The 13,713-nt window shown below is 64.4% G+C and carries 9 protein-coding genes and 1 riboswitch; of the genes, 6 read left to right on the forward strand and 3 right to left on the reverse strand.

Annotated features, from left to right (window positions below):
• Window positions 1–15: 15 nt before the first annotated feature.
• The gene (locus tag NDK18_RS07350) at window positions 16–1,896 is read left to right on the forward strand and encodes an ATP-binding cassette domain-containing protein (protein WP_250624941.1); all 1,881 of its coding nucleotides are present in this window, start codon (window positions 16–18) and stop codon (window positions 1,894–1,896) included.
• A gap of 45 nt (window positions 1,897–1,941) precedes the next feature.
• On the opposite strand, the gene ppc is transcribed toward NDK18_RS07350, so the two are convergent.
• Complete coding sequence (gene ppc / locus NDK18_RS07355; RefSeq protein WP_250627424.1) at window positions 1,942–4,647, reverse strand: phosphoenolpyruvate carboxylase; 2,706 nt, start codon at window positions 4,645–4,647, stop codon at window positions 1,942–1,944.
• A 100-nt stretch (window positions 4,648–4,747) separates the two neighbouring features.
• Window positions 4,748–4,840, forward strand: a riboswitch (S-adenosyl-L-homocysteine riboswitch).
• 16 nt (window positions 4,841–4,856) lie between these two features.
• Here ppc and ahcY point away from each other — a divergent pair.
• The 5 genes from ahcY to NDK18_RS07380 all read left to right on the forward strand — a co-directional run bounded on the left by ahcY (window position 4,857) and on the right by NDK18_RS07380 (window position 10,231).
• Complete coding sequence (ahcY, locus tag NDK18_RS07360; protein WP_250624937.1) at window positions 4,857–6,287, forward strand: adenosylhomocysteinase; 1,431 nt, start codon at window positions 4,857–4,859, stop codon at window positions 6,285–6,287.
• Between the two features lie 212 nt (window positions 6,288–6,499).
• Entirely contained in the window at window positions 6,500–7,747 is a 1,248-nt protein-coding gene (locus tag NDK18_RS07365) for a M12 family metallo-peptidase (RefSeq protein WP_250627425.1), read from the forward strand.
• Between the two features lie 157 nt (window positions 7,748–7,904).
• Entirely contained in the window at window positions 7,905–8,744 is an 840-nt protein-coding gene (gene metF, locus NDK18_RS07370; protein WP_250624933.1) for a methylenetetrahydrofolate reductase [NAD(P)H], read from the forward strand.
• A gap of 29 nt (window positions 8,745–8,773) precedes the next feature.
• On the forward strand, window positions 8,774–9,259 hold the full coding sequence (locus tag NDK18_RS07375) for a DUF4124 domain-containing protein (protein WP_250624932.1): 486 nt from the start codon (window positions 8,774–8,776) through the stop codon (window positions 9,257–9,259).
• 54 nt (window positions 9,260–9,313) lie between these two features.
• Window positions 9,314–10,231 carry a branched-chain amino acid transaminase gene (locus tag NDK18_RS07380; RefSeq protein ID WP_250624931.1) on the forward strand — a complete coding sequence of 306 codons (918 nt, stop codon included), beginning with the start codon at window positions 9,314–9,316 and terminating at the stop codon, window positions 10,229–10,231.
• Here the strand turns inward: NDK18_RS07380 and NDK18_RS07385 are convergent.
• Together NDK18_RS07385 and NDK18_RS07390 are read right to left on the reverse strand one after the other, a co-directional pair.
• Window positions 10,228–11,289: an acetate/propionate family kinase gene (locus tag NDK18_RS07385; RefSeq protein ID WP_250627426.1), complete on the reverse strand. Its 1,062-nt coding sequence runs from the start codon at window positions 11,287–11,289 to the stop codon at window positions 10,228–10,230. The two genes, NDK18_RS07380 and NDK18_RS07385, sit on opposite strands and share 4 nt — an antisense overlap.
• Window positions 11,286–13,688, reverse strand: a complete 2,403-nt coding sequence (locus tag NDK18_RS07390; protein ID WP_425600628.1) for a phosphoketolase family protein — start codon at window positions 13,686–13,688, stop codon at window positions 11,286–11,288. Before NDK18_RS07390 ends, NDK18_RS07385 begins: the two co-directional genes overlap by 4 nt.
• Window positions 13,689–13,713: the final 25 nt, after the last annotated feature.

Consider the following 13,713-nt stretch of genomic DNA (forward strand, 5'->3'; position numbering starts at 1 on the left):
AGCTACACTAGGGGGATGCCTCTTATCCAACTCCAGAAAGTCGACTTCTCTGTCGGCGGCCCGCTCCTGCTCGAAGGCATCGATCTTGTCATCGAGCCCAATGAGCGTGTCTGTATCGTCGGCCGCAACGGCGCCGGCAAGTCCACCCTGCTCAAGCTGATCGCCGGCGAACTGAAAGCCGACGACGGCGAGGTGCGGCCGCAGGGCGGCCTGCGCGTGGCCCGTCTCACCCAGGAAGTGCCCCACGACACCGAAGGCACGGTGTTCGACGTGGTGGCCAGCGGGCTGGGCGAACTCGGCCGCCTGCTCGCGCGCTACCACCACCTGCTGGCCGAGGGCGACATGGATGGCCTGGGCGATGTCCAGGTACAGATCGAGGCCCAGCACGGCTGGGACCTGGACAACCGGGTGAGTCAGGTGATCGAGCGCCTGGATCTTCCTGGCGACGCCAGCTTCGGCTCGCTTTCGGGCGGCATGAAGCGCCGCGTGCTGCTGGGTCGCGCCCTGGCCAGCGCACCGGACCTGCTGTTGCTGGACGAGCCGACCAACCACCTGGACATCGAGGCCATTGCCTGGCTCGAGGAATTCCTGCGCAACTTCGCCGGCAGCATCATCTTCATCACCCATGACCGCAGCTTCCTGCGCGCCCTTGCCACCCGCATCGTGGAAATCGACCGCGGCGCGCTCACCAGCTGGCCCGGCGACTACGACAACTACCTGCGCCGCCGCGAAGAACGCCTGCATGCCGAATCCCAGGCCAATACGCTGTTCGACAAGCGCCTGGCCCAGGAAGAGGTGTGGATCCGCCAGGGCATCAAGGCCCGGCGCACGCGCAACGAGGGCCGCGTGCGGGCACTGAAAGCATTGCGCAACGAGCGCGCCGAGCGCCGCGAGCTCGGCGGCAATGCGCGCATGACGCTGGCCACGGCGCAGGCTTCCGGGCGCAAGGTGGTGGACATCAAGGATGTCAGCCACGGTTACAGCGGCCGCCTGCTTCTGAAGGATTTCTCAAGCGTGGTGATGCGCGGCGACCGCATCGGCATCGTCGGTCCGAACGGCGCGGGCAAGAGCACATTGCTTAAGATCATGCTGGGCGAATTGGCTCCACAAAGTGGCGAAGTGTCGCTGGGCACCAACCTTCAGGTGGCCTACTTCGACCAGCACCGCGGCCAGTTGAACGACGAACTGAACGCCCTGGACAACGTGGCCGAGGGCCGGGAGTTCATCGAACTCAACGGCCAGCGCAAGCACATCGTGGGCTACCTGCAGGATTTCCTGTTCTCCCCCGAGCGCTCGCGGGCGCCGATCACGCGCCTGTCCGGTGGCGAGCGTAATCGCCTGTTGCTGGCCAAGCTGTTTGCCCAGCCATCGAACCTGCTGGTGATGGACGAACCCACCAACGACCTGGACGTGGAAACGCTGGAGCTGCTCGAAGAACTCCTGGGCGACTACCAGGGCACCTTGCTGCTGGTGTCGCATGACCGCGCCTTCATCGACAACGTCGTGTCCAGCACGCTGGTGCTGGAGGGCGAAGGCCATGTGGGTGAATACGTTGGCGGTTACAGCGACTGGGTACGCCAGCGCGACCACGCCGCGACGATGAAATCCGCCGCCGCAGCGAAATCGTCTTCCACCGCAGGCACGCCCGCACCTGCGGCGGCACAAGCCTCGAAGAGAAAGCTGAGCTTCAAGGAACAACGCGAACTCGATGCGCTACCTGGAAAACTCGAACAGCTCGAAGCCGAAATCGCCTCGCGAACGCAGGCGATGAACGATCCGAAGTTCTTCCAGCAGGACAGCACAGCGATCGTCAGGGCGAACGAGGACATCGCCAGGTTGCAGGCGGAACTCGACGCCGCCTTCGCGCGTTGGGAAGCCCTCGAAGCCGGCGGCTGATACCTGCTTCAAACATCGTCGCAAGGCCATTCCGGCCTTGCGACATCAACCGGTGTTCTGCAACCCCTGCGACACGCCGTTGACACAAGCTACCAACGCCCCGAGCAGGTCATCTTCCTTCGATCCCGCCTCGCGCCAGCGCCGAAGCAGGTCAACCTGCAGCACGCTCATCGGATCGACATAGGGATTGCGTAGGCGGATGGATACCGCAAGCCGCGGCTCATCGTGCAATAGGCCCGGGGCGCCGCGCAGTTTCAATACCCATAGCAGCGTTCGCTCGAACTCACTGCGGATCATGCCGAAGAAAGTGTCGTGCAGGTCGCCGGATAATTTCGAGAATGCCTCGGCGATGTCGAGGTCCGCCTTGGCCAGCACCATCTCAACGTCCGCCAGCATGCTGCGGAAGAACGGCCAGTCGGCGGCCATCTGCTTGAGCGCCTCTTCCCCCTGCTCCGAGGCCACCGCTTCCAGGCCCGCGCCAAGCCCATACCAACCGGTAAGCACGGCCCGGCATTGGGTCCAGGCGAATACCCAGGGGATGGCGCGCAAATCCTGCACGCCCTTCATGCTGCGGCGGCGCGACGGGCGCGAACCCAAAGTCATGTGCTCGATCACGTCGATCGGGGTGGCCGCACGGAAGTAGTCGACGAACCGCGGCGTCTCGACAAACTGGCGATAGGCCGTGCGACTGCGTGCCGATACGTCGGCCATCACCGCGCGCCAGGTGGCCTCGCGCGGCTCGGCATCGCGAGGCCGCAGCGACGCCAGCAACACCGCGCCCACCGTCTGCTCCAGGTTGCGCACGGCAAGCGCGCGCACGCCGTACTTGCGATGGATCACTTCACCCTGTTCGGTCACGCGCAACACGCCCGCCACCGAACCGCGCGGAGAGGACATCAACGCATTGGTGATGCGCGAACCACCGCGGCTTGCCGAACCACCACGGCCATGGAAGAAGGAAACGACGATGCCCGCCTCCTGCGCTACCTCCATCAGCTCCACCTGGGCGCGCTGCAGGCTCCAGCGCGACGCCACCGTGCCGCCATCCTTGCCGCTATCGGAATAGCCCAGCATCACCCATTGACGATCGCCGCGGCGGGCAAGGTGCGCCCGGTAGACCGGGTCTGCCAGCAGCGCGCGAAGCGTGTCGGGGCCAGCGGCCAGGTCATCGATGGTTTCGAAAAGAGGCGCCACGTCCAGTGGCACGCCGCCGTCCTCGAGCATGCCGCCCAGGCGCGCCAAGGCCAGTACCGCCAGCACGTCGGCGGCACTGCGCGCCATGCTGATGATGTACAGGCCCGTCGCATCCACACCGTAGCGCCCGCGTGCCTGGGCCAGCGTGGCGAACACGGCTTTGAGCGAACGGGCCGCCTCATCGCCTTCGCCGGCGACGAAACTGCGCTCGCCCGAAGCGTAGGGACGCAGCAGCAAGGTGCGCTTGCCGGCGTCGTAGCCGGCAAAACCGCTGTCATCGAGCAGCGCGGAAAGCGCTTCGTCGTGCACGCTGGAGTCCTGCCGGACATCCAGCCGCGCCAGGTGGAAGCCGAACGTGCGCGCGCGCCACAGCACGCGCTGTACGGCATACGCACCGGCATGGGCGCCGCCGTGGCCAAGCAGGCTGTGCTCGACCAGGTCGATGTCCTCGACAAAGGCCTGGGGCGATGGATAGGCCTCGCCATCGCCGTGCAGGGTTGCCTGCAGGCGTGCCTGGACCAGGGTCAGGAATGACCGGTAGGGCATGTTCGCGTGGCGCGGGCGAATCGCCGCGGCGGCGGCAGGGAATTTCTCGCGGTAGGCCTCGAGCCGGCGAGCCAGTTTGCCGTCCACCTCCACCCGGCTATCGGTTTGGCTCAGCAGCCGCGCCAGTGCACCGATGTCCTGGATATAGCGCTCAAGCACATGCGTGCGCTGTGCGCCCAGCGAGGCTTCGATGGTATCGGCCCCCACGTTCGGGTTGCCGTCCATGTCGCCGCCGACCCAGGTGGCGAAGCGGAGCAGGCGCGGCACCGGCGCCTGGTTGTCATAGGCTTCGGCCAGCGCCTGGCCCATCGCCTCGTAAAGCGAGGGCAGTACGCGATAGATCGGCTGCGCCAGGTAGAAACCGACATGGTCGAATTCATCCTGCACGCTTGGACGCACCGGCGATGCCTCGGCCGTCTGCCAGCCTGCCGACAGCGCCATCAGGATGCGGGCGTCGTCATCGCGGCGCTCCTGCGGCGTACGGGTGGGATCGAACTCATCCACCAGGGCGCGAATGATCTCCTGCTCCTTTTCAAGCAGGGATCGACGCACGGCTTCGGTCGGATGGGCGGTGAACACCGGCTCGATGTCGACCCTGGCGAGCAGCGCCATCAACTCGTCCAGCGATACGCCCTGCGCCTTCAGCTGACCCAGCACCGCGGCCAGCGACTCCGGTTGGGGCGCCCCACCCTCGCGCTGGTAATCGCGACGGCGCCGGATGCGATGCACCCGTTCGGCGGTGTTGACGGCCTGGAAATAGGTGGCGAAGGCCCGAGCCAGAGCCTCGGCCTGCCCGGCCGGCAGGCCCGTCAGCAGCGTGCCCAGCACCTCCACGCCCTGCCCGCTGCGACGCCGGCCAATCGCTGCCGTACGGACGTGTTCGACCTGGTCGAAGAAGTCCTGGCCCTCCTGTTCGGCCAGCATCTGGCCAACCAGGGCGCCCAGGCGGCGCACGTCCTCTCTCAGGGGCCCGTCGTGGGGCAGGAATTCGGGGTCGCGGGGGGTTTCCATGGGGTCGAAGGCCTGACACGCTGCAAAGCAGCAAGCATACCCAAACCGTGTCATATATCCGTTCATACGGAAGTCGAGATATAATCGGACTTCCGTTTTGCCCGTCGAGGGGCGCTGCGACCGACGGCCGATCCCACGCGATCGCCCCATGGCCAGGCTCGACGCGGCAGCTGCACAACGGCGCCCCCGTACCCAACCGGAGCTACGCCATGAACGCCGTTACCAAAGATTCCACCAAGCACGACTACAACGTCCGTGACATGTCCCAGGCCGACCTCGGCCGCCGCCGCATCCGCATGGCGGAAGAGGAAATGCCGGGCCTGATGCAGATTCGTGCCCGCTACGCCAAGGACAAGCCGCTCAAGGGCGTTCGCCTGTCCGGCTCCCTGCACGTCACCAAGGAAACGGCCGTGCTGGCCGAAACCCTGCGCGAGCTGGGCGCCTCGGTGCGCTGGGCTTCGTGCAACATCTTTTCGACCCAGGACGACGTCGCCGCCGCGATGGCCGTCGGCGGCCTGCCGGTCTTCGCCTGGAAGGGCGAGACCCTCGAGGAGTACTGGGACTGCACGCTCGACATGCTCACCCACCCGGGCGAGACCGGCCCGCAGCTGATCGTGGACGACGGTGGCGACGCCACCCTCTTGATCCACAAGGGCCTGGAACTGGAGAACGGTTCGGATTGGGTCAACAGCCCGGGCGCCAACCACGAAGAACAGGTCATCAAGGATCTTTTGAAGCGCGTCGCCAAGGAGCGCCCGGGCTTCTGGAAGAAGGTTGCCGCCGAATGGCGCGGTGTGTCGGAAGAAACCACCACGGGCGTCCATCGCCTGTACCAGTTGGCCGAGGCCGGCCAGCTGCTGGTGCCGGCGATCAACGTCAACGATTCGGTGACCAAGTCGAAGTTCGATAACCTCTACGGTTGCCGTGAGTCGCTGGCCGATGGCATCAAGCGCGCTACCGACCTGATGGTCGCCGGCAAGGTGGCCGTGGTCTGCGGTTATGGCGACGTCGGCAAGGGCTGCGCGCATTCGCTCAAGGGCTTCGGCGCCCGCGTGATCGTGACCGAGATCGACCCCATCAACGCCCTGCAGGCGGCGATGGAAGGCTTCCAGGTCACCACGATCGAAGAAACCCTCGGCACCGCCGACATCTACGTGACCACCACCGGCAACAAGGACATCATCACCTTCGAGCACATGTCGAAGATGAAGAACAACGCCCTGGTGTGCAACATCGGCCACTTCGACAACGAGATCCAGATCGATCGCCTGAACGCCGCCAAGGATGTCTCGCGCGAGACCATCAAGCCGCAGGTCGACCGCTATACCTTCGCCGGTGGCAACGCGATATACATGCTTGCCGAAGGCCGCCTGGTGAACCTGGGCTGCGCCCATGGCCACCCGAGCTTCGTGATGTCCAACAGCTTCTCCAACCAGACGCTGGCCCAGATCGACCTGTGGACGAACAAGGACACCTACGAAAAGACGGTGTACCGCCTGCCCAAGAAGCTCGATGAGGAAGTGGCCCGCCTGCACCTTGAGCAGATCGGCGTGAAGCTGACCAAACTGACCCAGGAACAGGCCGACTACATCGGCGTGCCGGTGGAAGGCCCCTACAAGCCGGATCATTACCGCTACTGATCGTCTGGATATTCGCGTGAAAAAGAAAGGCGGCCTTCGGGTCGCCTTTTTTATTCAGGCCAGTCGTCTGCATCCTACATACCGTGGGCAGTCCAGCATTCGGCGCCGGGTTATGCGTACCTGAAGTGCTGATCGAATCTGTCCGCGTCGCCCAATGCATGCGTGCAACATGAAAAAACGTGGATATCCCACGTTTGAAAAGGAATTGCCGCATGCACCCCTATCCGCGAAAGATCTGTTCGGTACTTCTGCTTGCACTGGCCCCCATCGCCTCTGCCGTGGCAAGCGATACCAGGGAGCTCTTCATGCCCATGCCCATGGCCGCACTGCAATCCGCGCAAGACCCCACATTGAGCGCCATTCACGATGTGCCCGCTTACCACATGATCAACCGCGTCGCCGCCGATGCCGACGCATTGCGCGAAGACACCCCGGAAATTTACCTGTCGCTCGCCCCGCAGCTTCACGGTGCCGTCCGGCGGACACATGCGCAAACCCTACCCGATGGCAGTGCGGTCTGGCGCGGGCAATGGAGCGATGGCTCCTCGGCCCTCATGGGGCTCAACACACAACCGACGTGGTTTGAGGCCGCCAATGAGGTCACGCTGGTCAATCGTGGCGGGCGCATCACGGGTTCCGTTCGTGCAAATGGCCAGCTCTACGCGATCAGGCCCCTGGCTTCCGGCGGCCACGCGATCATTGCGGTCGCCGAAGACGACCTGCCGGGTGAGCTTCCGCCGCTGGAAAGCGTCGACACCTTGCCGATGGCCGGCGATGGACCCACGCTGGGTGAAAACTCGACCAACGACATCAACGCGCGCGTGATGATCGTATTCAGCGACAACGCCACCAGAGCCCTCGCCGATCCGATCGCCCTGGCCCACCTTGCCGTGGCCGAGACCAACGACGGATACGCCCGCAGCGGTGTGACTCATCGTCTGCAGATGATCGACGCTGTCTATACCTCTGAATATAGGGATTCCGGCAGGCTGGGTACGGATCTTGGGCGCCTTACCAGTACCAATGATGGCTTCATCGACTGGATCCACACGCTCAGAAACGAGAAGAAGGCGGACCTGGTGACGCTCATCACCGCTGGTGGCGACGCATGCGGTGTCGGCTATCTGAACTCCAATGCAGGCAGTGCATTTACCGTCGCCACAAAAGACTGCGCTACCGGCTACTACAGCTATGGCCACGAATTGGGCCACAACTACGGGGCCACGCATGATCCCGCCGCCGGGCGCAACAACAACTACCCGTATGGACATGGTTTTCAGCACCTGGGCGCACGCCTGCGTACCGTCATGGCCTACGACTGCAGCGGCGGCTGCACGCGCGTGAACATCTGGTCTGGTCCCAACAATCGCTGGAATGGCAATGTCATGGGCAATGCGCATGAATCGGACAATACGCGCGTGTTGAACGCTCGTGCGGGTACCGTCGGCAACTTCAGGTGAGCCTTAAGTCAGGTAACTCCCGTGTAAACCCGGCGGATGGATAGCAGTCATTTCCCCTGGGGGCTTGATGAAGGGGGCGTGCCAGGCATGCCCCCCCTTATCTTTTCATCTCAATACAAAGATATATACTGTGACGACTCCCTTCGACGGACCCCCCATGGCCGCCATCAGCTTCGAGTTCTTCCCTCCCAAGACCGATGAACAGCGCGCCCAGCTCGATACCGCCGCTGGCCGCCTGGCTGCCTACGATCCGGACTACGTCTCGGTCACCTTCGGTGCCGGCGGGTCAACCTTGAGCTATACCGACCTGACCGTGCGTCATCTGCGCGAGGAACACGGTTTCAGCGTGGCGCCGCACTTGAGCTGCATGGGTGGCACCAAGGCGGAGATCGCCGCCTTGCTCGATGGCTACAAGGCCGGCGGCTGCAGGCGCATCGTGGCGCTGCGCGGCGACCTACCCTCGGGCATGGCAAGCCCGGGCGACTTCCGCTATGCCTCGGAACTGGTGTGCTTCATCCGCGAGCACAGCGGCGATCATTTCCACATCGAGGTGGCCGCCTACCCCGAGACTCATCCCCAAGCCGATGACGCGCTGAAAGACCTGCGGCACTTTGGTGCCAAGGTCGCCTGCGGCGCCGACGGCGCGATCACCCAGTACTTCTTCAATGCCGACGCGTATTTCCGTTTCGTCGACGACGTGCGCAAGCTGGGCGTCACCATCCCCATCGTGCCCGGCATCATGCCGATCGCCAATTTCACCCAGCTGAGGCGGTTTTCCGAGGCCTGCGGTGCGGAAATCCCGCGCTGGCTGGTCAAGCGCATGCAGGCCCACGGCGACGACGCGGCGGCCACGCGCGAACTTGCGGCCGATGCGGTAGGCGAACTGTGCCAGCGCCTACTCGATGGCGGCGCGCCTGGCCTGCACTTCTATACGATCAACCGTGCCAAGGCCACGCAGGCGGTGCTGGCAAGGATCGGCATCCACGGCAAGGGATGACAAGGGCTGCAACCGGTTAGGCTTGGCTGATGCGCCTTGCCTTCCTTGCCCTGCTTTTTCTTGGCCCAACGGCATTCGCCCAGGATGTCATCCATCGCTGCGTCGCCGCCGACGGGCAATCGGTGTTCACCGACCAGCCTTGCCAGGCCCTCGGTGCCCAACCGGCGGCTCCCACACCGCAGCCGGGTGTCGCGGCCAACGTCGATCCAACGGCCACCTCGCTCGCGCCCACCTTGTGCGCCGCCGACCTCGATACGCTGCGCCAGGCCGTTGCCGATGCCTTCGCGGCCCGGGATGCCAACCGCCTGGGCGGCATCACCCTTTGGGAAGGCGGTCGTGAGGATGCCGTGGCCAGCCTTCGCCAGTGGGCGGGCCTGGTGCGCCAGCCGCTGCTGGCGGTGGAAGGTAACGAACACGACGGCCTGACGGTTCGTACATCGGGCAGTGGCGGCAGCAATGAAGCCCACTTTGGCCTGCGCCGGCGCTCCGGTTGCCTCTGGCTCGCCCCCGGCTGATCCGGTAGCGATCAATCGGCCGGGTTAGAATAGGCGGTCCGATTGGAGAAGCCCATGTCGCAGCAATACCCCGAGTGGATCTGGCAGAACGGTGCGATCAAGCCCTGGCCAGAGGCCACGGTGCACGTCATGGCGCATGCCCTGCACTACGGTTCGTCCGTGTTCGAAGGCATCCGCAGCTACGCCACGCCCGACGGCGCTGCGATCTTCCGGCTGACCGATCATTTAAAACGCCTGTACATGTCGGCGAAGATCTACGACATCGTCATCCCCTACAGCATCGATGAACTGGCCGCCGCTTGCCGCGACGTGATCAAAAAGAACGGACTGGCGGCGGCATACCTGCGACCGGTGGCCTTCCGCGGCCTGGGCGGCTTCGGCCTGTCCGCAGATTGCCCGACCGACACCGCCGTGGCGGCCTGGCCGATGGGTCCCTATCTTGGGCCCGAGGCACTCAAACAGGGCATCGACGCCTGCGTGTCGAGCTGGCAGCGCTTCGCGCCCAACACCATTCCCGCCGGTGCCAAGGCCGGCGGCAATTATCTTTCCGGCCAGTTGATCGCGCGCGAAGCACGTCGCCTGGGCTTTGGCGAAGGCATCGCACTGGCGTCGTCCGGCCTCCTGAGCGAAGGCGCCGGCGAGAACCTCTTCCTGGTGTTCGACGGCGCACTGCATACGACGCCTGCCAGTGCTTCCATCCTCGCCGGCATCACCCGCCACACGCTGATCACCCTGGCGCGCGAGGAAGGCATCGACGTGATCGAGCGCGATCTGCCCCGCGAGTACTTGTACCTCGCCGACGAGATCCTGATGTGCGGTACGGCGGCCGAAGTCACCCCGATCCGTTCAGTGGACGGCAAGAAGGTGGGCTCGGGCTCCGCAGGCCCGATCACGCGCCTGTTGCAGGATCGTTTCTTCGGCCTGTTCGACGGCAGCACAGCTGATCGCTGGGGCTGGCTCGAACCGCTCTAGGTAAACGCCAGGCGGGCGGCGTGCAGGGCAATCTGCGCGTCCTCGCCGGTCGGCACCACCGCCATGTGGGTCGTGCCGATACCGGCCCAGTGCAGGCCTTCGACGATGGCGTCGCGCACGAGGTGATCGTGTTCGCCGATGCCACCAGTGAACACCAGAAGATCGACGCCGCCCATCGACGCGGCCATGCCCGCGATGCCCTTGCGTGCCGTATGCACGAATACGTCGATGGCCAGTTGGCCCGCAGGCTCCTTCGATGCGTGCAGTTCGCGCATGTCACTGGAAATACCCGACAGGCCCTTCAGGCCCGACTGCCGGTTGATGCAGGTGTCCAGTTCGTCGGCGGACCAATCCTTCTCGCGCATAAGCCATTCGATCACGCCCGGATCAAGGTCGCCTGGGCGTGAGCCCATGACGATGCCGCCGGTGGGCGTCAGGCCCATGCTGGTATCCACCGAGCGCCCATCGAGCACGGCGGTGACGCTCGCGCCGTTTCCCAGGTGGGCAATCACCGTTCGCGTGGGCAGGTCCGGCCCCAGTTCACGGACGATCGACTCGCATGACAGGCCATGGAACCCATAGCGTTCGATGCCTTCATCGCGAAGCGCACGCGGCAACGGCAGGACCCGCGCTACCTCCGGCATGGTCGAATGGAACGCGGTATCCAGGCAGGCGACGGCAGGCACGCCGGGAAACACCTCGCCGGCGCGGCGGACGATCTTCAATGCCGCCGGCACGTGCAGCGGCGCGAAGGCCCGGGCTGCGTCGAGCATCCGCAGCACTTCGCCATCGATGCGCCGATGTTCGCGCAGCTTCGGCCCACCGTGCACGATGCGATGGCCGATGGCCTCTACCTGAGGCTGATCCTTCAGTACATGGGCGATGCGGTCGAGCGCGTCGCCAGGTGCATCCACCTGCTTGCCATGCACACGGATGCTGCCCTCGTGGGCAGTGTCGGCATCGCCCGCAACGCGGACATGGGCAACGTCCGCATCCACGTCGAACAAGCCGAACTTCAGGGTCGACGAACCCACGTTCAGGGCCAGCACCGTGGTCACTTGGCGCCCTTCCATTGCCAGTCGCGGATCCCGGGCATGTCCTGCCCGTGTTCACTGACGTAAAGGCGATGCTTCTCGATGCCCGTCCAGTAGTTATGGGCCGCGGCCTGGCGAAGATTCTCGAACCGAGGAATACGGTTTATGGCATCCAGGGTCAACTGGAACCGGTCGAGATTGTTCAGCACCATCATGTCGAAGGCCGTGGTGGTGGTGCCTTCTTCCTTGTAACCGCGCACGTGGATGTTGTCGTGGTTGTGGCGACGATAGGTGAGCTTGTGCACCACGCCGGGATAACCGTGGAAGGCGAAGATCACCGGCTTGTCGCGGGTAAAGAGTTCGTCGAACTGGTCGTCGTCCATGCCGTGCGGGTGTTCTTCATTGGGCTCGAGCGACATCAGGTCCACCACGTTGACGACGCGGATGCGGATGTCCGGCGCGAACTCGCGCAACAGCATGACCGCCGCCAGGGTTTCCACGGTCGGCGCATCGCCGGCGCAAGCCATGACGACGTCGGGATCATCTTCCCCCTGCCCTGCCCACGACCAGATGCCCGCGCCGGCGGTGCAGTGGCGCACGGCTTCGTCCATGGTCAGCCACTGCCAGTCCGGTTGCTTGCCGGCGATGATCAGGTTCACGTACTGCCTGCTGCGCAGGCAATGGTCGGCCACCGACAGCAGGCAATTGGCATCCGGTGGCAGGTATATCCGCACCACTTCGGACTTCTTGTTGGCCACGTGGTCGATGAAGCCCGGATCCTGGTGCGAGAACCCGTTGTGGTCCTGATGCCATACGTGCGAGGTCAACAGGTAGTTGAGCGACGCGACCGGAGCACGCCATGCGATCGTGCGGGTGGTCTTGAGCCACTTGGCGTGCTGGTTGAACATCGAATCGATGATGTGGATGAAAGCCTCGTAACACGAGAATAAACCGTGCCTGCCGGTCAGCAGGTATCCCTCCAGCCAGCCCTGGCACTGATGCTCGCTCAGCACCTCCATCACCCGGCCGTCGGGGGAGAGGTTCTCATCGACATCCTCGACTTCCGCCATCCATGCCTTGCCGCTGGCCTCGTACACGGCCTCCAGGCGATTGGATGCGGTTTCGTCGGGACCGAAAAGACGGAAGTTGGCCGTAGCCATGTTCTTGCGCATCACCTCGCGCAGGAACTTGCCCAGCACGCGCGTGGCTTCGGCTTTGTGATCGCCCGGGGTTTTCACTTCCTCGGCGAAGTCGCGGAAGTGCGGCATCTCCAGCGGCTTGAGCAACAACCCGCCGTTGGCATGCGGATTGGCGCCCATGCGACGGCGCCCGGTCGGCGCCAGCGCGGCAAGTTCGTCGAGGAACTTGCCGTGTTCATCGAATAATTCCTCGTGCCGGTAACTGCGCAGCCAGTCTTCCAGGATCTGCAAATGCCCGGGCTTTTCAAAGTCTGTAATCGGCACCTGGTGGGCGCGCCAGGTGCCTTCCACCGGCTTGCCGTCGACGACCTTCGGCCCGGTCCATCCCTTGGGCGTGCGGAACACGATCATCGGCCAGCGCGGGCGGGTGGTGTTGCCGTCTTCGCGTGCTTCCTTCTGGATGGCATGGATCCGGGCCATGCATGTATCCAGGGTTGCAGCCAATGCCTGGTGCATCTTCATCGGCTCGTGGCCCTCGACGAAATGCGGCTCGTAGCCATAGCCGCGCATCAGGTCGGTGAGCTCATCCTTGCCGATGCGCGCAAGCACGGTGGGGTTGGCGATCTTGAAACCGTTCAGGTGCAGGATCGGAAGCACCGCGCCGTCGCGTGCGGGATTCAAGAATTTGTTCGAATGCCAACCGGTGGCAAGCGCGCCGGTTTCCGCCTCGCCGTCGCCAACGATGCACGCCACCACCAGGTCCGGATTGTCGAAGGCCGCACCGAAGGCGTGCGACAGGGAATACCCCAGTTCCCCGCCCTCGTGGATCGATCCCGGCGTCTCGGGGGCCACGTGGCTGGGCACGCCGTAGGGCCAGGAGAATTGCCGGAACAACTGCCGCATGCCATCGCGGTTGCGCTCGATGTGCGGGTAGGTCTCGGTGTAGGACCCTTCAAGATAGGTGTGCGCGACCAGCCCTGGGCCGCCGTGGCCGGGCCCGATCACGTAGATCATGTCCACGTCCTGCTCGGTGATCAGCCGGTTCAGGTGCACGTAGATGAAATTGATGCCGGTGGTGGTGCCCCAGTGACCGAGCAGGCGGTGCTTGATGTCGCCGATTTCCAGCGGCCGCTCCAGCAGGGGATTGTCCCGAAGGTAGATCTGGCCGACGGTAAGGTAATTTGCCGCGCGCCAATAGGCGTCCATCTTGCGCAAGAGGGATTTCGACAGGACGTCGGCCATGGGGGCTCTTCGCTTCGTTGCGGTGGAGCTCCCATGCTGCACCGCCGGGTATTTCAGCCGCGTGAAG

This window comes from Pinirhizobacter soli (assembly GCF_015905305.1).
Lineage (GTDB): Bacteria > Pseudomonadota > Gammaproteobacteria > Xanthomonadales > Rhodanobacteraceae > Pinirhizobacter > Pinirhizobacter soli.

Bases quoted from the DNA above. Each gene is read 5' to 3' on its own strand.
- ahcY (WP_250624937.1), top strand. From the start codon at position 4,857: ATGAACGCCGTTACCAAAGATTCCACCAAGCACGACTACAACGTCCGT.
- NDK18_RS07380 (WP_250624931.1), top strand. From the start codon at position 9,314: ATGTCGCAGCAATACCCCGAGTGGATCTGGCAGAACGGTGCGATCAAG.
- NDK18_RS07375 (WP_250624932.1), top strand. From the start codon at position 8,774: ATGCGCCTTGCCTTCCTTGCCCTGCTTTTTCTTGGCCCAACGGCATTC.
- metF (WP_250624933.1), top strand. From the start codon at position 7,905: ATGGCCGCCATCAGCTTCGAGTTCTTCCCTCCCAAGACCGATGAACAG.
- ppc (WP_250627424.1), bottom strand. From the start codon at position 4,647: ATGGAAACCCCCCGCGACCCCGAATTCCTGCCCCACGACGGGCCCCTG.
- NDK18_RS07350 (WP_250624941.1), top strand. From the start codon at position 16: ATGCCTCTTATCCAACTCCAGAAAGTCGACTTCTCTGTCGGCGGCCCG.
- NDK18_RS07365 (WP_250627425.1), top strand. From the start codon at position 6,500: ATGCACCCCTATCCGCGAAAGATCTGTTCGGTACTTCTGCTTGCACTG.